Raw genomic sequence first — 22,845 nt, 5'->3', positions numbered from 1 at the left:
CCCAGGACAGCCTTCTGCCTCAATACCCCAGCAAACTCTTCGTGCTTTCGAAAATCTCATTCGCCATTTGCGTATAACGGGTGCTGCCATTGGCCTCCGCCGTCGCCAAATAGGTATCCCAATTGGACAACGGTTCCTGGCCCGTGATAAATTTCAGGGTCATCGTGTTCACGTAATCCATCAGCGGCGTGGAGATCAAATTCATCTCTTCGCTCTGGTCGGGAGTTCCCATGATCGGCGGCTGGATCGGACGGACCTCGCGATATTTCAGAATCCGGTCGTTGTAGTCCTTCTCTCCTTCCGTCATTTTCGAGAGTTTCAGTTTGGATGAACCGCCGTAGGCAAACACGCCCCCACCAAATCCAAAGTCGACATTCAACTTTTTCGCGGCCGTGCCGTCATTCATCCCATTAAAGGAAATATCCTTGTTCAATACGATGTTGCCCTCCGCATCCTTCGTATAGGTTTCGCCTTCCACCCCCCACAAGCTGAGCGTCTGCCCCTCATCGGAGTACCACAGCCAGTCGATAAAGCGCAGCATCTTGACGAATTTTTCCTCGCCCAACTCCTTGAGGGCATTCTGACTGATCATAATGCCGTTTTCCAGACGCGAGTTCTCGATTTGCAAAAGTCCCTTGGGACCTCCAGGTTGGACAATCATGTACAGTTCGGCGTTCGGATCCTGCATCTTGGTTTTGTATTCCGCCAGAAGCTGGTAGTTTCCGTTGATGATATAGCTGTCTCCTTTGAAGAATTTGGAACGCGCCGTATCATCCTCCTGCGTGAACGATTCCGGATCCATAATTCCTTCGTTGATCAGTTTGTTGAAATAAGTCACGTAAGCTTTAAAGTCCTCCGTCGTATTGGCAAAATAGAACTGCTTCTTCTCCTCGTCAAACTTCAGTCCGTTCGCCAGGCCCCAACCTCCGGTCACGCCATAGGCGGCCGCGGCGATACTCAGTGTTGAATTTCCCAGAAACTGATCGGAGAAAATGTTGCTTTTGCCCGTATGTTCTTTGACTTTTTTCAGCGCTTCATAAAAGTCCTCGTACGTCCACTTTGCTTCTTCCGCTTCCACATCGATGCCCGCCGCTTCAAAGATATCCTTGCGGATAATGTATGAATATCCTCCGCCCGCGACTTCCCAAAGCCCTGGAAGCACGTAATATTTCCCGTCGGCCTGCAGCTTGGCTTTTAAATCCTTCTCCATGCCCCAGTCCTTGACGGCTTTCATATAGTTGGGCATATACTGCACCCAATCGCTGATGGCCACGATTTGCCCGCCGGCGATGAAGCCCGATTCGTCATAGGTTTTCGGGATGATATAAGGGGCGTCGCCGCTGTTGACAAGGAGCGATTTCTGATTCTCGTATTCCGTCCGGGCCGTGATCGACAAGTCAAAACCGACATTCGTCTTTTCCTTGATCGCGCTCCACAACCTCCAGCTTTCCTGATAAGGATAGTTTTCGTGGTCGCTGTACATCATGGAATACGTGACCGGCTCGTTGGAACGGAAGGTCTTGTTCTCGCCGTATGTGTAATCCGGATTCTTATCTTCGATCCGTTTGGGAGGCGCCTGTTCATTCCCGGCCGCCCCCTGCTCCCCGGAGCTTTGGCAGGCTGTCATGCCAAAGGCCGTCACCAGCGCCAACAGCCCCCCGGCCCATCTGTTGAACCTTCGTCTCTTCATAACATGCCTCCTTATCGTTTATTAAGCATAGGTTGGCGAACTCCCTCTTTTGCCCGCTCACCCTTTGACCGATCCGATCATCATCCCCTGTACAAAATACTTCTGCACGAACGGATACACGCAAATGATCGGAAGAGAGGTCAGTACCATGGCGGCGGACTTGACGGTAGCCGCGATTTGGTTGGCCGTTTCGGAGGTGGCCCCGATTTCCGTAGGACTGATGGCGCTCTCGATAACCTGACGAAGGTACAAAGCCACCGGCCATTTTTCTTTCGACTGAAGATAGAGCGACGGGCCAAACCAGTTGTTCCAGATACCCACCATCACAAACAGGACCATCGTGGCAATAATCGGTTTGGACAGAGGCAGCGTTATTTTCAGAAAAATCCCGTACACATCAAGGCCGTCCACCTTCGCCGCCTCTTCGATCTCATTCGGCAAGCTCGCAAAAAAGGTCTTCATCAGGATGACATTAAAAGCACTGATGGCCCCCGGGATGACGATCGCCCAGATTGTATCGCGCATCTCCAGCGTCTTGGCGACCAGAATATAATTGGGGATCAGCCCGCCGCCGAAATACATGGTAAACAGGACGAACGGGATAAAAAACTTGTTCAGACGCAGCTTATCCTTGGACAGCGGGTAGGCCAGCACGGCCGTCGCCGCCACGGAAATGAGCGTGCCTATCACGGAATATAAAATGGTGTTGCCATAGTAGCGGAAAAAGTCCGGCTTGCTTAGAATCACCTCGTACGTTTTCGTCGTGAAGTCCACCGGATAGAAAGAAACCTTTCCCGCATAGACGGCGGCTTCCGAGCTGAAGGATTGCGCCACCAGGTAGACGAACGGGTACAAGGTCATAAAGACCACCAAGGCCATGATAAAGCCGTTAACGATTTGAAATGCGCGGTAGGATTTGGATACCTTCACGTCATTCGCTCCTTTCTACCACAAGCTGGATTTCGTGGTTTTCTTGGACACCTGGTTGGCGATCGTGACGAGAATCAGCCCGATGACACCTTCAAACAAACCGACCGCGGTGGCATAACTGAAGTTCCCGCCGGTAATCCCGATCCGGTACACGTAGGTGGATATGACGTCGGCCGTCTCGTAGGTCAGCGGATTGTAGAGCAGCAGGATTTTTTCGAAATTGGAGCCCAAAATCCCCCCGATATCAAGGATCAACAGCGTCATAATCGTAGGCAGAATCCCGGGGATCGTCACATGCCAGGCCAGCCGGAACCGGTTGGCCCCATCGATTTTCGCCGCTTCGTACAGTTCGGTATTGATCCCGGTCATCGCCGCCAAATACAGAATCGTCCCCCAGCCGAGCCCCTGCCAGATGCCGGAGGCGACATAAAGGGCCGGAAACCACTCGGGCACGGAGATGAAGGTGATTTTCTCCAGCCCGAGGTTGGCCAGCAGCGCATTGATCGGTCCGTTTAACGAAACCATTTCCTTGACCATGCCGGCAACGATAACCATAGAGATAAAATGGGGCAGGTAGGACACGGTCTGAACGAATTTTTTCAGTCCTACGCGCACGATCTCGTTTAGGAGCAGGGCAAATCCCAAAGTGAGCGGGAACCGAAACAGCAAATAAGTCGTACTGAGGACAAGGTCGTTTTTAAACGCTCGCCAAAAAGCGGGATCCTTCATGAACATTTGGAAATAAGTCAGGCCGACCCACTCCGTGCCGAACAAATTGGGCCCGCCCCGGTATTTGCGAAAGGCGATCACATTGCCCAGCATCGGCGCATATTTGAAAATGAGAAAGTAGAGTACGGGGATGACCAGAAACGAATACAGCTTCCACTCTTTGCGGACATGGCTCCAAAGCGGTCCCGCATCCGCGGCTTTACTGCGTGCTGCCATCTCCTCACCACTTCCTTCCGGTAGATCTCCTATTTTACCGCAGCAGCCATACCTGCCCTTGTTAAACTTCCCTGTCAATTTCGGACGCGATTGTTAAAGACTCCACGGATTTCCCGGTGAGCTGACGGCTCCGGCTGTCCGGTTGGGAAGCTCCTACAAAAACGGAATAGCTTCCTTTCCGCACCCTTCTTCTGCCGGCCTCATCGTAAATCCCGAAAGCCTCCAACGGGAGATGCAAAGTGACCCCTTGCGTTTCTCCCGGCTGCAAATGAACCTTGCGGAACCCCTTCAGCTGCGGATTCGGCGGGCCTGCGCCCTCCGCTTTAACATAGACCTGCAGTACTTCCCCGCCCGCGTAGGTTCCCGTGTTGCGGATCGAAGCGGTGACGCGGACGCCTTGGTCCGTAAGCCGGAACGTTTCCACCCGGACATCCGTTATCGCAAAGTCCGTGTACGAGAGGCCGTAACCGAACGGGTACAGTGCTTCCCGCTCCATATAGCGGTACGTCCGGTTTGTCATCGCATAGTCCGTGAAGGCGGGGAGCTCCTCCGTCGTTTTGTAGAAGGTCACCGGCAGTTTTCCTTCCGGCGAGAACGCCCCGAAGATCGCTTCGGCGATAACCCTCCCGCCCTGAGCTCCCGGATACCAGCCCTGCAGAATCGCCGGAATATGCTCGTCAGCCCAGGAAATGGCCAGCGCGCTGCCGGAGAGAAGCACCAGGATCACGGGTTTTCCGCTCGCATAGGCGATTTTGAGCACTTCTTCCTGGAGACCCGGGAGGTTTAGATCTCTTTTGTCCCCGCTGGCAAATTGGTTGCCGGTATCCCCTTCTTCGCCTTCCAATCCCGCATCCAGTCCCAGACAAACGATCACGACATCGCTTTCCGCGCAGACGCCCTTGACCTCAGCGATTCTGTCATTGGCCATTCCCAACCCGCTAATACGGTCTTTATGCAAATGGCATCCTTCGGAATAGAACACGCGAACTTCGTCCCCGACATAGTCCTGAATCCCTTCCAGGACGGTAATATAACGGGACGCCGTTCCTTCGTAGTTGCCGACCAGCGCTTTGCGGTTGTTTGCGTTCGGACCGATGACGCCGATACTTTGGATTTTGGCTACATCGAGCGGCAGCAAACCGTCTTCATTTTTGAGCAGAACCAGGCTTTCCTTGACGGCTCTCCGGTTCAGCGCCCGCATTTGGACGGAATCGTTCTCCGCGTAAGCGATGGACGCAAAGGGGACCTTCGCCGGATCGTCGAACAGGCCGAGCTTCATTCTCGTCGTAAACAAGCGGGTAACCGCCCCGTCGATCTGCGTTTCGGTAACGAGTCCTTCCCGGACCGCGTCCAGCAAAAATACAAACAGGCTGCCGCAGTTGAGATCGCACCCCCGGTTTACGGCCAAAGCGACCGACTCGACCGCATTCCCCGTCACTTTGTGATGCTCGTGAAAGTCTTTGATTGCCCAGCAGTCCGAAACGACGTGCCCTTCGAACCCCCATGCTTCCCGTAAAATTTGGCGGAGAAGCAGCTCGCTGCCGCAGCAGGGCTCGCCGTTGGTACGGTTGTAAGCGCCCATGACGGCTTCGACCTTTGCTTCTTCCACGCATGCGCGGAATGCCGGCAAATAAGTCTCATATAAATCCTGTGCGGACACTTCCGCATTAAACTGGTGCCGTACATCTTCCGGACCCGAGTGAACGGCGAAATGTTTGGCGCAGGCCGCCACCTTCAGATAATTTTCGTCGTGCCCCTGCAGCCCCTGGATAAATCGGACCCCCAACCTGGAAGTGAGATAAGGGTCCTCCCCGTACGTTTCATGTCCACGTCCCCAACGCGGATCCCGGAAAATGTTAACGTTCGGGGCCCAAAAGGTCAGCCCTTTATAAATATCCCGGTCCCCGTACTCCTGCTGCATCTGGAACTTGGCCCTGGCTTCCGTGGCGATCCGATCGCCCACCTCCTCCAGCAAATCCTCATCGAACGTGGCCGCCAGCCCGATCGCCTGGGGAAAAACCGTGGCCGTCCCGGCTCTGGCAACGCCGTGCAGCGCTTCATTCCACCAGTTGTACGCCGGAATGTTCAACCGCGGTATTTCCGGGGCGGCGTGCAGCATTTGACGCACCTTCTCCTCCAACGTCATTCGTTTCACCAGTTCCTCGGCCCGTTTTTTAAAGTGTCCGATCTTTTCACTATTTCTGACCAGCTCCGTCATCAGCCTTCCTCCGTCTCCTTCCGAATCCATTTCATGACTCAAGTTGAATTGGCAAAATAACTAACGCATGGTATTATTTTGAATGCGGTTTCATTTGGCTATATTATATCGGCTTTATTTTTGCGGTTCTTCGTGAATTTAGCTTTCGGCTTCTCAAATATTGCTAAATTCCAGACGGTCACTCTGTGGATTCTGTAGGTTGATTGTCTTTGATTTGATTGGATTATCGTCTGCCATCTGACCAAAGAAAGGATAGGATACGGATGATCGAAATTTTGAACGGAGCCCAGGAAACAGTCTCTTACCGCGATCACTTCGGGATCCGGATTTATCTGAACCAGGAAGACGAGGATTATCCCATCCATTGGCACACCGCGGGCGAAGCCATCATGCCGCTCGAAAACCATTACACCGCAGTAGTCGACGGCATCAAGCATGTGCTTCATCCCGGCGACATCCTGATCATTCCTCCGGGAGAACTGCACCAGCTTTTCGCTCCCAAAACCGGGAAGCGAATTATTATGCAATTCGACTGCTCGCTCCTATACCACTTGAACGGATTCGACTCCACCTTCCACCTGCTGCGTCCTTGCCTAATTATTTCAGCCAACCAGAACAAGGAACTGCACGCATCCTTGGAACCCCTGATGCTCCACTTAAAGGATGAGTACTTCAGCCAAAATTTTTTAAAGGAAGCCTCGGCCTACTCCATGCTGATTCAATTCTTCGTCATTCTCGGACGCAATTTCATGGACAAAGAACGGCGGTCCGAACGCCGGAAAGGCCAGAAGCAGCACAAGTATATCGATAAGCTTCTGGAGGTTTGCAATTACATGAACGAGCACTGTACGGAGGATATCCAGGTCGAGAAGCTAGCCGAACTGGCCGGGTTCAGCAAATTTCATTTTATGCGCCTGTTTAAGCAATATATGGGGATGTCCTATTACAGTTATCTCAACCAGCACCGCATCATGCATGCGGAAAAGCTGCTGATCGATCCGAATTTAACGGTGATGGAAGTGGCCATGAGCTCCGGCTTCGGGAGCCTTCCCACTTTTAACCGAATGTTCAAACGATACAAGAAATGCACGCCGTCGGAATATAAATGCCTTTACGGAAACCATGCCGTCCGATAGAAGAGGACCGCAATAGTCCCTATACAGCAATTCAAAAAAGGAGCCTTATCCATGAGCATGAAGCAACCATTCAACGCAAGCTGGTTTTTCGCCAAACAGCCGTTAGGTTCGACACTGGAGACGGTATCCGCGACCGACACATCCCTTTGGATACCGGTTACGCTTCCGCACGACTGGTTGATTTATGACGCCAAACGATTGTATGAAGACGGTGAAGGCTGGTACCGCAAAACCTGGGTCCTACCCGACAAAGAAGCTGGGCGGCGCTTTTCGTTACGCTTTGAAGGGATCTATATGGATTCCTCGCTGTTTGTCAACGGTCAACTTGCCGGGGAATGGAAATATGGCTATTCCACATTTGAAATGGACCTCACGCCATATATTCGGGAAGGTGAAAACGAACTCTATGTCCGGGTGGTCCATCAGTCGCCCAACTCGCGCTGGTATTCGGGGGCGGGCATTTACCGCAAAGTGTGGCTGACGACCTACCCCGAAACGCATTTGGTGCCCGACGGGATTTATATTTCGGCAAAAAAAGGCGACGGCTCCTGGAACGTGGAGATCGACACGGAAGTCAGTTTCGGAGAAGTTTCCGACACTCCGGCTTCCTGCCGGCTTCGCCATACCGTTCTGGATGCGTCGGACCGGGCCGTCGCCCAAATCGAGACCGGGCTGTTCGGCGAATCGGACTTGACCGTTTCGGTCCCCTCCCTCCTCTCGTTAGCCGATCCGGTGCTGTGGGATATTGCACAGCCTTACTGCTATCGGCTAAGAACCGAGCTTCTGGCGGGAGCCGCGGTCATAGACCGGGAGGTGCACATCTTCGGATTCCGCACGATGGAATTCGACACTCAACGCGGCTTCTTCCTGAACGGCCGTTATGTCAAAATCCACGGGGCCTGTCAGCACCATGACCTGGGCTGTCTTGGCGCCGCGGTGAACAGGGCGGCGATCCGCCGCCAAATCGCCCTGCTGCAGGAGATGGGCGTGAACGCGATCCGCACCGCCCACAATATGCCCGCCGTGGAACTGATGGAACTGGCCGACGAGATGGGCGTATTGATCGTATCCGAAGCGTTCGATATGTGGGAACGCAAGAAAACGACCTATGATTACGCCCGGTTCTTCCCGGATTGGTGGAAGAAAGACGTGGCCAGTTGGGTCCGGCGGGACCGGAATCACCCCTGCCTGCTGATGTGGAGCATCGGTAACGAAATTTACGATACGCATGCGGATGAACGCGGGCAGGAATTGACCCGGCAGCTTCGGGACGAGGTTCGTCTGCACGATTCCAGAACCAACGCCTACGTGACGATCGGCTCGAATTATATGCCTTGGGAAAACGCGCAGAGGTGCGCCGATCTGGTCCAGTTTGCCGGCTACAACTATGCGGAGAAATATTATGATCAGCACCACGCGGAGCATCCCGACTGGATCATATACGGCAGTGAAACCGCCTCTACCGTGCAGAGCCGCGGGGTTTACCATTTTCCGCTGAGCCAGTCCGTTTTGTCCGATGACGATGAGCAGTGCTCCTCCCTCGGCAACAGCTCCACCAGCTGGGGGGCGAAAAGCACGGAAAGCTGCATCATCGCCGATCGCGATGCCGCATACTCGCCCGGTCAGTTTATTTGGACCGGCTTCGATTACATCGGCGAACCGACGCCGTATTTTACCAAGAACTCCTACTTCGGCCAGTTGGATACGGCGGGATTCAAGAAAGATTCCTATTACATCTACCAGGCCGAATGGACGGATTACCGCAAGAGACCCATGGTCCATATCTTCCCGTATTGGGATTTTTCCGAAGGGCAGTTGATCGACGTCAGAGTCTGCTCCAATGCCCCGAAGATCGAGCTGTTCTTTAACGAGGAATCCGTGGGGACCTTCGAAATCGATCATACGCAGGGCCGCAAGCTGGCGGGCGACTGGAGGCTCCCTTACAGCCGGGGAACGTTGCGGGCGGTAGGCTATGACGAACAGGGAAGAACGATTGCCGAGCAGATCCGCTCCTCCTTCGGAGATGCCTTTTCACTCGTCATGACCCCCGACAAATCCACAATTCAGGCCGATGGATCCGACCTGGTTTTTGTGGAGATTGGAGCGGTTGACTCAGAGGGCCAACCGGTCGAGAATGCAAACAACCGCGTGCGGCTTACGGTAGAAGGCCCCGGAAGGCTTGTCGGCCTGGATAACGGGGACAGCACGGATTACGACTCCTATAAGGGTACGAGCCGCAGGCTGTTTAACGGTAAGCTGCTTGCCGTGATCGCAAGCACATTGGAAGCGGGTACGATCTTGGTGAAGGCTGAATCCGCGGGTCTTTTGCACTACGAGCTAACCGTTGCAGCAGTCGCGTCACAGAGGGTCAATACGGAAGGCGGGCCAGACGGGCAGGAGCAACCGACCTTGTACAGCCACTCTCCACAACAAACGGAAGCAGCTATTCGGGATGCCGAGACCCGCGGTTTGCCGGGTGACGAAATCCCGGTCCGTAAGCTGGAGTTGATCTGTCCGGAGGGAAATCGGCTTACCCCCGACAAACGTTCGCTTCCGGTGCGCGTTCAGCTCCATCCCGCAAACGCGACCTACCGTGAAGTAAGGTGGCGGGTCACGAACGCGGCCGGCGTCGATTCGAACATCGCCAAGCTGGAGGCGAACGGACAGGAAGCCGTCATTACGGCTTTGGGCGACGGCGAAATCTATGTCCGGTGCGCCACGACGAACGGGGCGGAGCAGATTCGACTTTACTCGCTGATGGAGTTTAAAATCAGCGGTTTGGGGCAGGCCCTCATCGACCCTTACGAATTCGTCTCCGCCGGGTATCATGATAAGAGCGCCAGCCGCAATTTAACAAACGGCAATGAGCGGGGCGTTGCTACCGGCAGGGACGGAGAAAGCCGGATCTGCTTCAGAAATTTGGATTTCGGCGGATACGGATCCGACGAATTGACCCTCCCCATCTTCTCGCTGGACGATGAGGAGTTCCCGATTGAAATCTGGGAAGGCATCCCCGGTGAAGATAATGCCATCATGCTGACGCGGGTCCGTTATCAAAAACCGTCTCGATGGAATGTATACCAGGACGAGACGTACCGTTTACCGAAGCGATTGAAAGGCGTCACCGCGATCAGCCTTGTTTTGCATCGGAAGATTCATTTGAAAGGGTTCAGGTTCGCGAAGCCGCACAAAGCCTATTCCCGGTTAAGCGCCTTGGAATACAGCCACATTTACGGCGATACGTTTAAGGTGGGAGAAGCGAGCATCGAACATATCGGAAATAACGTCTCACTCGTCTTTGAGGACATGGACTTCGGCGACGCCGGAAGCGGCAAGCTGCTGTTGTGCGGCCGCTCCCCGCTGGATAAGAACACGATTCACCTTCTCTTTAGCGGACCGTCCGGGGAACAACGGCAAATGATCGAATTCGCTTATTCCGATGATTACTGTGAGCGGGAATTCAAGCTGGATCGCATCAGCGGCCCCCAGGCGGTTACCTTTATGTTTTTGCCGGGCAGTCAGTTTGATCTGAAATGGTTTCGCTTCGTTCCTTCATAAAGCTATTCCGCTTCACGGCAGATCGAGGGCTGATTTCCGCAAGCCGAAACAGCCCTCTCATCAGCTTGATCATAAGCGATATTACTTATATAATAAGTCATATCACTTATGAGGAGTTGAACCTGATGAAGATTGATCATGTTGCCATTTGGGTTGAAGACTTGGAGAAAATGAAGGAGTTTTATGTCACCTATTTCAACGGCCGTGCCAACGAAAAATACGTGAATCCCCGTACTTCCTTCTCTTCTTATTTTATTTCCTATGACGAAGGCTGCCGTTTGGAATTAATGCAAAGACCCGACATTAAGGAACCGAATCCCAATACCGTTGATGTTCAGGCTTTGGGCTTTATCCATATGGCCATCTCTGTCGGCAGCGAGGAGCAGGTTGACGCGTTGACCGCCCGCTTGAAAAACGACGGCTTTGCCGTGATCGGCGAACCGCGCTGGACCGGGGACGGCTGTTACGAAAGCGTCGTGTTGGACCCTGAAAATAACCGGGTTGAAATTACGAGCTAACCTTTCGCATGACAGGCTAAAAGGAGGCGGTGCCAATGGACCAGGAAACCAGGTTGTCCCTCATTGAAGACATGACCAAAACAATGGCACTCGTGACTGTGCAGAACATCTGCGATACATTCCAGGTGTCGCGGGATACGGCAAGACGTGATTTGGTCAAGCTGGAGCAGCAAGGCCGAATCACCCGAACCCGGGGAGGTGCCGTCTCCTCAACGATCCAAACTTATGTCCGGCGAAAAGAAGACAGCGGAGACATCAAACGAAAGCTGGCGCAGGCGGCCTCACCTCTTCCGAAAGACGGGGATCTGCTGTTTATGGATTCTTCCACTTCGGTAGCCCTCCTGGCCGAGTTTATCGGAGACCGCGCCTTGACCATTGTGACCCACTCCCTCCATATCTCCCAGGCCTTCAGCCATTTGCCGAAGGTGGAGCTGGTACTTCTGGGAGGCCGGCTCCATCCCCGGGATCAGTATGTATACGGATCGTCTGCGCTTGACGCATTGGACCAGTATCGGGCGGATTGGTTTTTTACCGGCGCATGCGGGATCGAGGAAGGCGAGATTACCGGAGTTCACTGGGAAGATGCGCTGATCAAGCGAAAAATGATCGCTCGATCACGAAACGTAATCATGCTGGCGGATCATTCGAAATGGAATGTGGACTTCCCTTACAAAGTTGGGCGGCTTGAAGAAGTGGACATTCTGTTTACGGACCGGGAGCTGCCATTGACTGCGGGCACTGCTTCAAAACCTAAAGAAATTTATGTTGTCCCTTAATTTTCTCAATCAATGATGGGGCCATAAAAAGTCCAGCACTCGAGCATTTAATACCTGATGAAAGGCCGGTCGATCAAACCCCGGGGGATCTGTTGCCGGTAGAAATGCAGGATGCCTCATCTTTTCGGGAAACGGACTTAAAAAGGAGAAATGGCCCGCTCCATGAATCACGGCAAATTCCACTTTGGAACGGTCCTTGACTCCCTCCAGAATGATTTGGCTGTGGAAGTGCGGAGTATAATCATCTTTCTCGGCTGCGAGCAGCAGGATGGGAAGATGAACTTCGTCCAATGCGTTGGGCTTTCGAAACCATACCGAGGCGGGTGCCAGTAATACCAGGGAACGAATGCGCGGATCTGCGGCGACGGCAATTTGTTCAGCGATTCCATTCGGGGATTCGTGAGGAAAGGATGTCGGCTTCCCTCCGGCCGCCGCCAAAGCCGTGTACCCGCCCATAGAATGCCCGATCACCGAAACGGTATCTGAGTTAATAGAATCGGCGCACCATTCGCTTTCATAAAAATAATCGATGGCCCGAGTCAGATGGCGCGGGCGTATTGTTAAGTTCTCCACCGTTCCATCCAGCGAGTTATCGTTTCGGTTATTAAAGGGATGCTCGGGTACACCCACGATATATCCATGACTCGCCAAATGCATGGCCAGCGTCCGGTAAACCCAGAGCGAACCGCCGCTTCCGTGGGATATTATAACCAGCGGATATCTCCCGGACGCAGGCTTAGCATCAAGGGCCACCTCCAGGCTAAACGGCCCCATTTGCTCTATTTTTCCCGGGGTGTTCGAAGGATACATAACCAGCATCGGGAAAGCCGTTTGGGCATGAGGATCCACTACCTCGACTTGCTTTAAACCTACAAACCATTCCTTTTGATTAACGTGATTAATAATCACCCATTCAACTCCTTCATGTCATTAATTACTCGCCGTTCACTTCTGTTCCGCCTTGCGATAACTGCGATTTAAATGCATATTGGAATATACAGATCGATTTCCGATGCATGATGCGTCGGCCGCCGATACGTCGTATCTTTCAGGTCGGTCTGCCTGCGGAATTGTCCGGGCGGTATACGGAACATCCTCTTGAAAGCCCGGGTAAAAGCCTCCTGCGATTCAAACTGATACTTCACGGCAAGGTCGATAATTCGGATCTCCGAATCGAACAATTCGCCGGCCGCGTGCGTCAACCTCCGTTTTCTGACGTAATCGGACACCGTGTTCTTGGTCAGCAGCTGAAAAATTCGGTGAAAATGATACGGAGAAAAACCGGCATTCCGGGCGATGTCCTCCATTTTAAGCTCCTTCTCCAATCGTTCCTCAATAAAATCTATCGCTTTTTTTACGGCGTCGAAATAGCTCATTTTTATCCTCCCGGGTACAGGTATTACTTTAATCGAAAACCCGCATGATTGTTTTGATTTTTTTTGCGGAATGGAATGGATCAGACGTATTTCAAGGCCCTATTTCTTCTAAAAAAAGCAGATACAGGGATAAATCTCCTGCATCTGCCACAATAAGACCTTTTTAGACTGTTAGCACGGACGTTGCATCGAACCTGTACAATGGTGTTGGAGGTAACGAGCCTTGATGCAGCGCCAGTCCGTTAGCCTTGTACCGGTTTAAATTCGATCCAGTCGATTTGAATCCCCGGTTTGATGAATTCCAGGGTCATCTCGTATAAACCGGCTTCCAGCTTCACCTTCACCAGTTTTTGTCTCACCCAGTCGCCTTCCGTTCCGTTCGTTTGTACGGTCGTCATCAGGTCGCCGTTCAGCAAAACATTGCAGGCGCTTTGCGCCAAATTGGAATCCGGTGACATCACATTGACGATGATCCGGTATTCGCCGGCTTGCTCGGCCCGGAACAACGTCGAACCGGCCGCAACGGGCTTGACTTGCGTGTTTTGATCCAGGGATTGCGCCCGTTCCCCGGCAAGCGCTGGATTGGCCTTGAACGAATGGACGGTCTCCACGATCTCTTGCTTCCGGAAGAAGACCGGCGCCTGCATCAGAAACTCGCAAATATTGATGGCGCTGCGCTGCAGTTCCCCGCGCGTGAGCGTGCCGTTCTCCAGGGATTCGAGCGTATTATCGTCCCAAGCATTGATTTCGGCGCCATAATTGCTGACCACCATATACAGATCGTTTTGGGCCCGAACCATCCAGTTCGTGTACTTCCGATCCGCCGGTCCGCCGTTGGCCGTGTCATTCATAATGGCCCACCAATCCGTCATGACAATGCCTTTGAAGCCCCATTCCTTGCGTAAAAGGGTAGTGTTCAAATCATAGTTCGACGCCGACCAGTGTCCGTTGATCGGGTTGTAAGCGGTCATCACGGAGTTGGCGCCGCCTTGTTTCACCGCGATTTCGAAGCCTTTCAGGTAGATTTCGCGAAGCGCTCGCTCGGATACGACCGCATCCACTTTGCTGCGGTGCTTCTCCTGATTGTTGCAGGCGAAATGCTTCAGTGTGGCATTCGAGCCGCCTTTCTTGATGCCCCGCGTGCAAGCGGTGGCAAACCTCCCGGTGACCAGCGGGTCCTCCGAGAAATATTCGAAATTCCGCCCGTTCAGCGGACTCCGCCGGATATTCAGCCCCGGTCCAAGCAGCGCATCAATATCATTGCTGACCAGTTCCTGCCCTTCCATGATATAAAGTTCTTCCACCAGGTCTACGTCCCAAGTCGCGGCCAGCAAAGTTCCGATTGAAACCTGGGTCGCCTTCAAACCGCTGTCCATGCGGATGCCGGACGGACCATCGGCCGTACTAGCTACCGGAATGCCGTAGTTAAACAAAGCGTCGCTTACGCCGCCGAAGGCCGAAGCCGTCCCCGGAGTCACAAGGGGGCTGCTCATCCCTTCGCCTCGGACAATGGTGGCCAAGTCCTGATCGGAAAGCTGGGCGATAAAATCCTCCATGCCGACCTTTCCGTCGTAGACATCCCTTAATTTGTAGCCGCGGTTTCCGGTTTGTTCAATCGTTTTGGGAAGGTTGTTCTGAATGCGGTCCGCTAAAGAGATTTTTCGTTTCGGCGCCTCTTCGTAAACGAGCTCGTACGATCCGTCCGCCTTTCTGGCGCCCGGTTTCATGCGTTGGTAGCTCTCGGTGGGAGCCAGAGCTTCCTCCAACTGCTCCACGACTTGAAGACGGTCCAATGTATAACCTTGTTGCCCGCCCACAGGGATAGGCGAAAGCTTTTTGACGCTGCTGCCCACATAAATCAAATAGGTTCCTTCCTCCAACACATAGGCGGAAGGATGTCCGGTCACACCGCTGTCATCATAAGAAGCCATGGCGCCGATTGGAAAGCTGAGGGTCAGGCGCTGCGATTCCCCGGGCTGCAGCAGTCCGGTTTTTCCGAAAGCGACCAACACGCGGGCCGGCTTGCCGAGCTTGCCCTGAGGGGCCTCCGCATAGACCTGCACGACCTCTTTCCCCGCATAAACCGCACCTGTATTTTTTACGGTAACACCGATTTCAAGGTAGCCCTCGCCATCCTGATCAACCCGCTTCGCTGCTTCCGGCTCGATTTGAAATTCCGTGTACGACATGCCATAGCCAAACTCGAACTGTACGCGGTCCGGACAAAAGGTTTCAAAATACCGGTAACCTACGTAAATGTCCTCTTCGTACAGATTTTTAAATTCATTGCCGTAATTGCGGGTCGACGGATAATCTTCGATAGAATAGGCGATCGTATCGGTCAGCTTCCCGCTAGGAGTCACTTCGCCCACAAGCACGTCCGCAACCGCGTTACCGCCTTCCATCCCGCCGTGCCAGGCGTAAATGACGGAGGATATCGGGTGAACATACCCCGCATCGTTCAGCCAGCTCATTTCGATGATATTCGACACATTCAACACCACGACGGTCTTCTCAAAATGAGCCGTAACCATCTGAAGCATCTCTTTTTCTTGGGCCGTCAATTGATAGCTTCCCGGTTCGTTGGCGTTATCCTGATCCTCTCCGGCGGTCCGGCCGATCACAATGACCGCCTTGTCCGATTTCTGTCTGGCTGCGGCAACAAGTTCCCCGGTCAAAGGCATCTCCTTCTGATACCACGGCTCCGCCGCCCAGCCGCCGCCGCCGTTATCGAACGGATTTGCTTCGATCCACTTCTCATATACCGACGCCAATTCTTCGTTGACCGAAATGCCCTTCTTGCTGCGCAGACCATCCAACAAATTGGTCGTATACGGTACGTTTACACTACCGCCCGACCCCGTACCGCTGCGGTAGTAATTCACTTGAACTCGTCCAAAGATCGAAACCCTTTCGCCCTTTTGAATCGGAAGAACTTGTCCGTCATTTTTCAAAAGCACCGCGCCGTCCGCGGCAACCTTCCTGCTGAATTCCGCGAAGCCCTTCAATGGAATGCCCAGTTTCTCTGTGTTCAACATATTCCCTCCACTATTGTCATCTGCTCTGTATTTTCGGGCTTTCGATCCCTATGTATCCTCCGGGACTAGCCCCGTTTTATAGCTGTAACCTCTCTCCATTATTCTCAATATTGAAAACATTTTCAAGAGGGAAATCGTTTTCCGACGAGATTTATGGCTCTTTTCCCTTAAAAATTCCTATATTTTTAACGTTTTTTACCTTGACAAACCAAAACTGGCCACCCCTAGCGGGGCGGCCATTGCGGTTTTGCTCACGAAGTTTTTGAAGACAGGATCAGGAACGGTTATCCGCGGAATTGTCGCTCTTTTCCCTTACCTGGTCGGATGGATAGGTTGTAATGTCGTCTTGGTCCGGCATAAAACCGGTCTTCGTATGCGGGCTTGTATCCTCGTAAATCGTGTTGGGATCGCCGTCGGTTTCGTCGGTTGTGCGATTATGCGGCATGCACAGCCACCTCCTTTTGAGCATTATCCTCCCCGAAATTTAGATTTTGATGCGATAACGACGATCAGAATCGGACCCGGCCATTCTTTTTTTCCGAAAAAGAATGGTATGATAGACCGGAAAGTTTATCTGGCGCATTAGGGGAGTGACCACAGTGAAGAAGAATCGATTAGGCAATTCCGATTTGCTGGTAAGCGAGATCGGCCTGGGCTGCATGTCCTTGGGGATAGAGGAAAGCAAAGCCGTTTCACTGATTCATGAGGCTTTGGAACGGGGGGTCAACCTGCTTGACACTTCCGATTTGTATGACAGCGGCCGGAACGAAGAACTTGTCGGCAAAGCGATCCGGGGACGCCGCGACCGGGTGGTCCTGGCCACCAAGGTGGGCAACCGCCGGATTCCTGGTCAGGAAGGCTGGGTCTGGGATCCTTCCAGAGCTCATATTTTATCCGCAGTCAAAGAGAGTCTTCGCAGACTCGGGACGGACTATATCGATTTGTATCAGCTGCATGGAGGTACAATTGAAGACCCGATCGATGAAACGATCGAAGCGTTCGAACAGCTAAAACAAGAAGGTGTAATACGGGAATACGGCATATCCTCCATCCGGCCCAATGTGATTCGGGAATATGTTTCACGCTCTTCAATCATCAGCGTTATGAACCCTATCAGCATCTTGGATCGCAGGGCCGAAGAGACCGTTCTCCCTGTTCTTCAGGAGAAAAGGATCAGCGCGATTGCGAGAGGCCCGCTGGCGGGCGGGGCTTTGGCTGCCGGCCGGGAACCGGCCAAGGGCCTGCCGGACTACGAGCTGGCCGAGCTGCAGGAGCTGCGCTCCCGGCTGAAGCGGTTGGAGACGCCAGGCCGGAATCTCACGCAGTTGGCGATCCGCTTCACGCTCACCCAGCCGGCCGTCGCGGCCGCCATCCCGGGTGCCAGCTCCCGCGAGCAGTTGCTGCAGAACATCGCCGCTGCGGATGTGCCGGAGCTGAACGAGGAAGAGCTTCAACTGATCCGGCAATGGAGCAAAAAGAACCTGTACCATCAGCACCGGTAGTAATCGGGCGCAAACGAGGGGATATGCCCGCGGAATCCATGACTTATACCGGTTGTGCCCGGCCTTGAAACTGATGCAGCGGAGCAAAAGAAAACGCCCGCTTGGATTTCCAACAGCGGGCGTTTTCTTTGAAGTAACCGGATCTTATAACTGGATATTTGCTTTTTTCTTGTTATTCACTTCCTCGATCAGCGGCAAAACCGATTCATTTCGAATTGGTTTGCTCACATAATTATCCATTCCCGCTTCCAGGCATCTCTCCTTATCCCCTCTTAAGGCGTTTGCGGTAACGGCCACGATATAGGGGCGGTCTTTTTCGGGCAGCGATTCCTTAATCAGTCTCGTAGCTTCAAACCCATTGAGCTTGGGCATATGCACATCCATAAATACGATATCGTAACTGGTGCGCTTCACGGCCTCCACCGCCTCCTTACCGTTGCCCACACTGTCGACGAGATGGCCCTTTTTCTCGATCATTTTTCGGAGAACCAGTTGATTCACTTCGTTATCCTCCGCGATCAGAATCCGCAAAGTATCGTTGCTTCTTCTTTCCCGCAGCTGTTGATACGAACTGATCTCCTCGGACGTTTTCGTTTTAAACCAGGCCGTAAACACAAAAGTCGTCCCCGGTTCATCACTCTCGTCAATCCAGATGTCCCCGCGCATTAACTGAACCAGTTTCTTGCTTATGGCGAGCCCCAGTCCCGTGCCCTGAGGTGTCCGCGTCATAAAGTTATCCAACTGGTAAAACGGTTCAAATAAATGTCCCCGCTTTTCCCTGGGAATGCCGATTCCCGTGTCCTTCACCTTGAATCGGAACTGGACGTCAAAATTCTGAACATCGGCAAGCAGCACCTCGATGTCCACACGCCCTTCCACGGTAAACTTTACGGCGTTGCCGATGACATTCGTCAAAACCTGCTTCAGCCGGTAAGCATCCCCGAATAGAGGTGTCGATATGTTGTCATCCCATGCTAAATGAACTTTCAAATTTTTATCGCGAATCAAGGGCTTCACCATATCGATCGTCTCGTGAACGACAGTTTTCAGATCAAAAGGTCCCTCGACCAGGTCCGTTTTGCCGGACTCGATTTTGGAAAAATCGAGGATGTCGTTAATGATCGCAAGCAGCGATTCCCCGCTCTTCTTGATAATCTCGATATATTCCTTTTGTTCGCTGCCGAGCCCATCGGTTTCCAGAAGCAAATCGGTCATCCCGATGACTCCGTTCATCGGCGTGCGGATTTCATGGCTCATCATCGCCAAAAATTCACTTTTGGCCTGACTCATGCGTTCGGCGGTCTCCTTCGCGATCAGGAGCTTTTTCTGTTCGGTAATGTCCTTGGCAATCAGGTAATATCCCACATTTTTCTTATTGATGATAATCGGAGCCAGGGTGGCCAGCACTTCCGTTTCATGTCCATTCACATGCAGGATTTTGTTGATTTCCTTCTCCGCCAGTTCATATTGCCCGTTCTGAATAAGCCGATAGTTCTCCTTGCCGATAAACCGGGAGATACTGGTCCCGGCCATTTCGGGCACCGGGCAACCGGTCATATTAATCGCAACAGGATTGGCGTTCATAATATTTCCCTTCATATTGAAGGAAATAATCGCATCATGATTGTATTTCTTGAGGGAGGTATACCGTTCAACGGATTCCTGCAGTTTAAATTCAACCAGCTTGCGCTCCGTAATGTCCTGTAGTGTCCCGTTGATCCGAATGGGCCGGTCGTTTTCGTCAAACGTCACAACTCCACGCAAATGCAAGTGTTTCTCGTTGCCATCCTCATGAACATAGCGATATTCGAAATCCAGCGGCTCTCCTTTTTTGGCCCATTCGATATGTTCCCTTAGCCGTTTTCCGTCCGCCGGGTCAATAAGCTTGTAAATTTCGGACGCGCGTAAAGGTGCCGGGCTGCACTCGAGTTCAAAGATTTCGAAAATCTGGTCGGAACAAGAAATGTAGTCGTTAACCATATCCCATTCCCAACTGCCGATGGAAGCGATTCGTTCGGCTTCCGCACTGATTTCTTCGTGCTTCTTCCGTTCCGAAATGTCCCGGCCGATCGCAAGGATTTTTCCCTGCTCGGCATCTCCAATCATTTTACACGTCGCTTCAATCCACAGATAATGCCCGTCTTTATGGCGCAGTCTAAACCTGAGAAGTTTAACGCCCGTGAAATTTATATTCTTGATGCGCTCCAGATCCTGGGGATGAAAAACCTCGAAATTCTTCTTCCCTATAACATCATTAATTGTCATTCCAAGCAGTTGTTCAACAGATGGCGAGCAGAACTGACATACCCCATCCGGAGAGGCGATGTAAATAAGTTCCTGGGCATTGGCCGATATCAATTTGAAGATTTCTTCGTTGTAAATCATCTTCTGTTCGATCGCTTTACGGTCGGAAATATTCACGACATGGCATATAAAATAAAGAGGTTCGTTCGTTTGTTCAGCCCGAACCAGGGCTACATGCAAGGAGATCCAGAGAGTCTGGCCATCCTTTCTGACATAACGCTTCTCATATTGATATCCCTTAGATTTTCCTTCCAGCAATCCGCAAACATAATCAAAGTCGCCCGCCAAATCGTCAGGATGGGTAATATCCTGATAAGTCATCGTAAGAAGTTCTTCGCTCGTATACCCAAGCATTTGACAGAAAGCGGGGTTCGCTTTCGTCCATTGCCCTTCAGGAGAGGCAAGCGCAATCCCAATGGGTGCCTGTGTATAAATTTGTTTGAACAACTCATGATGATCGACCCTTTGAACCTGCATCAGACGCTCTCCTTTTGGCTATAAGCTCAATTTATAAAAACGGAGGAGCCAAGCCAAATCTAAAATTTGCGCCTAGCTCTTCCGTTTATGCTTCAATCGTTAAAATTACGCACTCTCCAGAAAATACCCTATTTCTCGGTAAATGAATCTAAAATTTTAACTGTTTTTCTTTCCAATGATACAAAAGCCCCGCGAAGGTCATAGGTTGAAGTACGGTAGAACGGTAGAACTAAAAAAACGAGAAGGCTAGGGGAAATTCCTTAGCCCTCTCGCTTTTTATAGTCCGCTGCTGTCGCTGGTTTCATAGCCATAGTCGATCGTTTCCGTGGTACCGTCATCGTATTCCAGAAGAATCTTGTCGATTTTTATCGTATGTAAGGCGCCCTGATATGTAAAAAGATCAAATAAAAGCAGGGTTTCGTCAGGTTTAACCGGACCGACGACTTTTAGCTTAAATGTGCTTTCGTCCGACATTTGATCGTACGATGGATCCCCTACAGGGTTGAAAGTGCTGATTACGACGGTGTAGTAATTAATCGTTTTCCCGGTCAAATTTTTAGCTTCCCAAGTCAGCTTGACGCCATCGGCGCTATTAATGCTGTAATTGAACGTAAGCGGCTCGCCGATCTCTCCCCCGGTTACCACTTTGGCCGAGTTAGAATCCCCTTGCTTTTGCTTAGCATCAGCGGAGTTCTGCTCGCTCTTCGCTGAACCGGAGTTTGTGTCGGATGCTCCCGCATTCGTGCCGGTTTCCTTTACGCCGGCGGTCCCGGTGGCTTCCTCCGCTGCCGCCGGCTTCCCGAACACATTCTTCTGAATGACCGGCGCCGCATAAATCCCGGCGAGAAAGGAGATCATCATCGCCATCATAATACTGAGAATCATATTAAATTTCTTCATGTGCCTCTCCTTGCTGGATAATTGGTAATACTACCACATTAACACAAGGACCTTCGACCTAACAACAGATTTTTTAGGACGTTAAACCCATCAAAAATCACTAGACTGCCGTATACCCCCCGTCGACCATTAAACTTGTCCCTGTAATAAAGGAGGCATCGTCACTTGCGAGAAACAAAACCGCCTTGGCCACTTCCTCCGCCTTTCCCAGCCTCCCCATAGGATGAAGTCTTGAAATCTCTGCATCAATAATTTCTCCCCTCATTTCTAACCACACATTTTCTCGTGTGTAGTATGCAACTTTTCCCATCGAATGGACGTTTATTGCTTTGTGAGATTTTACAGAAAGTACAGGAGGATGTTACACATGCAAAAAAAATGGAGATCCATCACACTTACCACCACAATCATCTCTCTTCTGCTCTCTAGCGCACCCCTATATGCCGATACTCCGGCCCGGACTGATTATCAGCAGAGCATTTCGGCCGTTGAACTGGATCAAGACGTCACCCTGCGACTAACGAATGTTTTAAACAAAGTCGCACCGGAACAACAAATTCAGTTTACGAGCGTAGATAAGACAATCGAATCGATGTGGCAAATCAAAGGGACCTTAACCGGTAAAGCGGATGCGGAGTTTATTCAGCAATATGACCCAAAAAAGGGGCGGGTCGAGTCCACCACCGTGTACTACAAAGCGGAGGGGTTGAAGCAGGTTTTGGACCCGGCGTTACAGACCGGCGTCTCCTCTTTTTTGAAAACCTTTGATACTGGAAATGTCTTCAAGCCCGAGGCGTTATGGCGGGTTTACTTTCCATACCAGGATAATGAACCCCGCAATTATTGGGTGATTTGGGGGACAAACCAAAGTCTGGAAATCGATTTGGACCGCAACAGCCAAATTACGGCCAGAATTTCAACCCCGATCAGCAGCGCTAATTCGAAATTAACGAACCAGGCGAATCGGGCACTAAAATCCTTGGGGATCACCAAGATGACCGCCTTTGATTATGTGGTCAAGTATAAGCAAGGGGAAACGGAGTTTTCATGGATTTATCGTGACGACAATGATTTGAACCGGGTTGTCATCGGAGCAAAAACAGGAAAAATCTGGGCTGTGGTCAATGAATTCGGCAAGGATTGGGCCGATGACAAGGACTTTGCAAAAACCTTCGCCAAACCGAAGCTCTCCAAGAACCAGGCGCTCACTGTGGCCAAAGCTAAAGCGTCCTCTCTGTTTGGTTTGAATATCAAGGGTTATAACGTCAGCATCAAGAACAATGAGTACACGTTTACAAAGAAAGGCGCCTCTACCCTACTTGGTAAGATCAATAAAAAGGGGAAATTCTATTCCTGGGAGCTTATCCCCACGAATGGCGTAAGGTCCTGATTATTTGGCCGGCTTAAAGTTCCCGCATATCCATCTTTCCCGAAAAAACAAGGAAGCTACGACATCGCCGTCGAAGCTTCCTCTCTT

16 protein-coding genes and 1 pseudogene are annotated in these 22,845 nt (G+C 51.8%); 6 read left to right on the top strand and 11 right to left on the bottom strand.

Features of this window, described 5'->3' with window-relative positions; genetic code table 11:
* Nucleotides 1-19: 19 nt before the first annotated feature.
* From V4U88_RS16760 to V4U88_RS16745, 4 genes are all read right to left on the bottom strand, one after another.
* The gene (locus tag V4U88_RS16760; RefSeq protein ID WP_334074409.1) at nucleotides 20-1,690 is read right to left on the bottom strand and encodes an ABC transporter substrate-binding protein; all 1,671 of its coding nucleotides are present in this window, start codon (nucleotides 1,688-1,690) and stop codon (nucleotides 20-22) included.
* A 57-nt stretch (nucleotides 1,691-1,747) separates the two neighbouring features.
* Nucleotides 1,748-2,569, bottom strand: a complete 822-nt coding sequence (locus tag V4U88_RS16755; RefSeq protein WP_416367263.1) for a carbohydrate ABC transporter permease — start codon at nucleotides 2,567-2,569, stop codon at nucleotides 1,748-1,750.
* A gap of 66 nt (nucleotides 2,570-2,635) precedes the next feature.
* Nucleotides 2,636-3,565 carry an ABC transporter permease gene (locus tag V4U88_RS16750; RefSeq protein ID WP_334074407.1) on the bottom strand — a complete coding sequence of 310 codons (930 nt, stop codon included), beginning with the start codon at nucleotides 3,563-3,565 and terminating at the stop codon, nucleotides 2,636-2,638.
* Nucleotides 3,566-3,626: 61 nt separating this feature from the next.
* Complete coding sequence (locus V4U88_RS16745; protein WP_334074406.1) at nucleotides 3,627-5,783, bottom strand: glycoside hydrolase family 3 C-terminal domain-containing protein; 2,157 nt, start codon at nucleotides 5,781-5,783, stop codon at nucleotides 3,627-3,629.
* Nucleotides 5,784-6,046: 263 nt separating this feature from the next.
* Between V4U88_RS16745 and V4U88_RS16740 the strand changes: the two genes are divergently transcribed.
* The 4 genes from V4U88_RS16740 to V4U88_RS16725 all read left to right on the top strand — a co-directional run bounded on the left by V4U88_RS16740 (nucleotide 6,047) and on the right by V4U88_RS16725 (nucleotide 11,771).
* On the top strand, nucleotides 6,047-6,919 hold the full coding sequence (locus tag V4U88_RS16740) for a helix-turn-helix transcriptional regulator (protein ID WP_334074405.1): 873 nt from the start codon (nucleotides 6,047-6,049) through the stop codon (nucleotides 6,917-6,919).
* Nucleotides 6,920-6,970: 51 nt separating this feature from the next.
* Nucleotides 6,971-10,477 (top strand): sugar-binding domain-containing protein, encoded by a 3,507-nt coding sequence (locus V4U88_RS16735; RefSeq protein WP_334074404.1) that lies wholly within the window; start codon nucleotides 6,971-6,973, stop codon nucleotides 10,475-10,477.
* 125 nt (nucleotides 10,478-10,602) lie between these two features.
* Nucleotides 10,603-10,995 (top strand): VOC family protein, encoded by a 393-nt coding sequence (locus V4U88_RS16730; protein WP_334074403.1) that lies wholly within the window; start codon nucleotides 10,603-10,605, stop codon nucleotides 10,993-10,995.
* Nucleotides 10,996-11,030: 35 nt separating this feature from the next.
* On the top strand, nucleotides 11,031-11,771 hold the full coding sequence (locus V4U88_RS16725; protein WP_334074402.1) for a DeoR/GlpR family DNA-binding transcription regulator: 741 nt from the start codon (nucleotides 11,031-11,033) through the stop codon (nucleotides 11,769-11,771).
* A 9-nt stretch (nucleotides 11,772-11,780) separates the two neighbouring features.
* On the opposite strand, the gene V4U88_RS16720 is transcribed toward V4U88_RS16725, so the two are convergent.
* From V4U88_RS16720 to V4U88_RS16705, 4 genes are all read right to left on the bottom strand, one after another.
* Nucleotides 11,781-12,680 carry an alpha/beta hydrolase family protein gene (locus V4U88_RS16720; RefSeq protein WP_334074401.1) on the bottom strand — a complete coding sequence of 300 codons (900 nt, stop codon included), beginning with the start codon at nucleotides 12,678-12,680 and terminating at the stop codon, nucleotides 11,781-11,783.
* A 68-nt stretch (nucleotides 12,681-12,748) separates the two neighbouring features.
* Nucleotides 12,749-13,147, bottom strand: coding sequence for a helix-turn-helix transcriptional regulator (locus V4U88_RS16715; RefSeq protein ID WP_334074400.1), 399 nt, complete (start codon nucleotides 13,145-13,147; stop codon nucleotides 12,749-12,751).
* A 242-nt stretch (nucleotides 13,148-13,389) separates the two neighbouring features.
* Nucleotides 13,390-16,185, bottom strand: coding sequence for a glycoside hydrolase family 3 C-terminal domain-containing protein (locus tag V4U88_RS16710; protein WP_442951893.1), 2,796 nt, complete (start codon nucleotides 16,183-16,185; stop codon nucleotides 13,390-13,392).
* Between the two features lie 274 nt (nucleotides 16,186-16,459).
* Nucleotides 16,460-16,630: a hypothetical protein gene (locus V4U88_RS16705; RefSeq protein WP_334074399.1), complete on the bottom strand. Its 171-nt coding sequence runs from the start codon at nucleotides 16,628-16,630 to the stop codon at nucleotides 16,460-16,462.
* A 154-nt stretch (nucleotides 16,631-16,784) separates the two neighbouring features.
* On the opposite strand from V4U88_RS16705, the gene V4U88_RS16700 reads away from it, so the two are divergent.
* The gene (locus V4U88_RS16700; RefSeq protein ID WP_334074398.1) at nucleotides 16,785-17,687 is read left to right on the top strand and encodes an aldo/keto reductase; all 903 of its coding nucleotides are present in this window, start codon (nucleotides 16,785-16,787) and stop codon (nucleotides 17,685-17,687) included.
* A 144-nt stretch (nucleotides 17,688-17,831) separates the two neighbouring features.
* Here V4U88_RS16700 and V4U88_RS16695 read toward each other — a convergent pair whose 3' ends face one another.
* From V4U88_RS16695 to V4U88_RS16685, 3 genes and pseudogenes are all read right to left on the bottom strand, one after another.
* Nucleotides 17,832-20,468, bottom strand: coding sequence for a PAS domain S-box protein (locus tag V4U88_RS16695; RefSeq protein WP_334074397.1), 2,637 nt, complete (start codon nucleotides 20,466-20,468; stop codon nucleotides 17,832-17,834).
* Nucleotides 20,469-20,744: 276 nt separating this feature from the next.
* On the bottom strand, nucleotides 20,745-21,368 hold the full coding sequence (locus tag V4U88_RS16690) for a hypothetical protein (RefSeq protein WP_334074396.1): 624 nt from the start codon (nucleotides 21,366-21,368) through the stop codon (nucleotides 20,745-20,747).
* 100 nt (nucleotides 21,369-21,468) lie between these two features.
* Nucleotides 21,469-21,606: pseudogene (locus V4U88_RS16685) on the bottom strand (SDR family oxidoreductase); the annotation flags it as partial.
* A gap of 129 nt (nucleotides 21,607-21,735) precedes the next feature.
* Here V4U88_RS16685 and V4U88_RS16680 point away from each other — a divergent pair.
* Nucleotides 21,736-22,758 (top strand): hypothetical protein, encoded by a 1,023-nt coding sequence (locus V4U88_RS16680; RefSeq protein WP_334074395.1) that lies wholly within the window; start codon nucleotides 21,736-21,738, stop codon nucleotides 22,756-22,758.
* Nucleotides 22,759-22,845: the final 87 nt, after the last annotated feature.

The sequence above is a fragment of the Paenibacillus sp. A14 genome, assembly GCF_036864815.1.
Taxonomy (GTDB): Bacteria; Bacillota; Bacilli; order Paenibacillales; family Paenibacillaceae; genus Fontibacillus; species Fontibacillus sanfengchensis.
The sequence above is the reverse complement of the archived record's forward strand: the minus strand, read 5'-3'. Positions and strand labels throughout refer to the sequence as shown.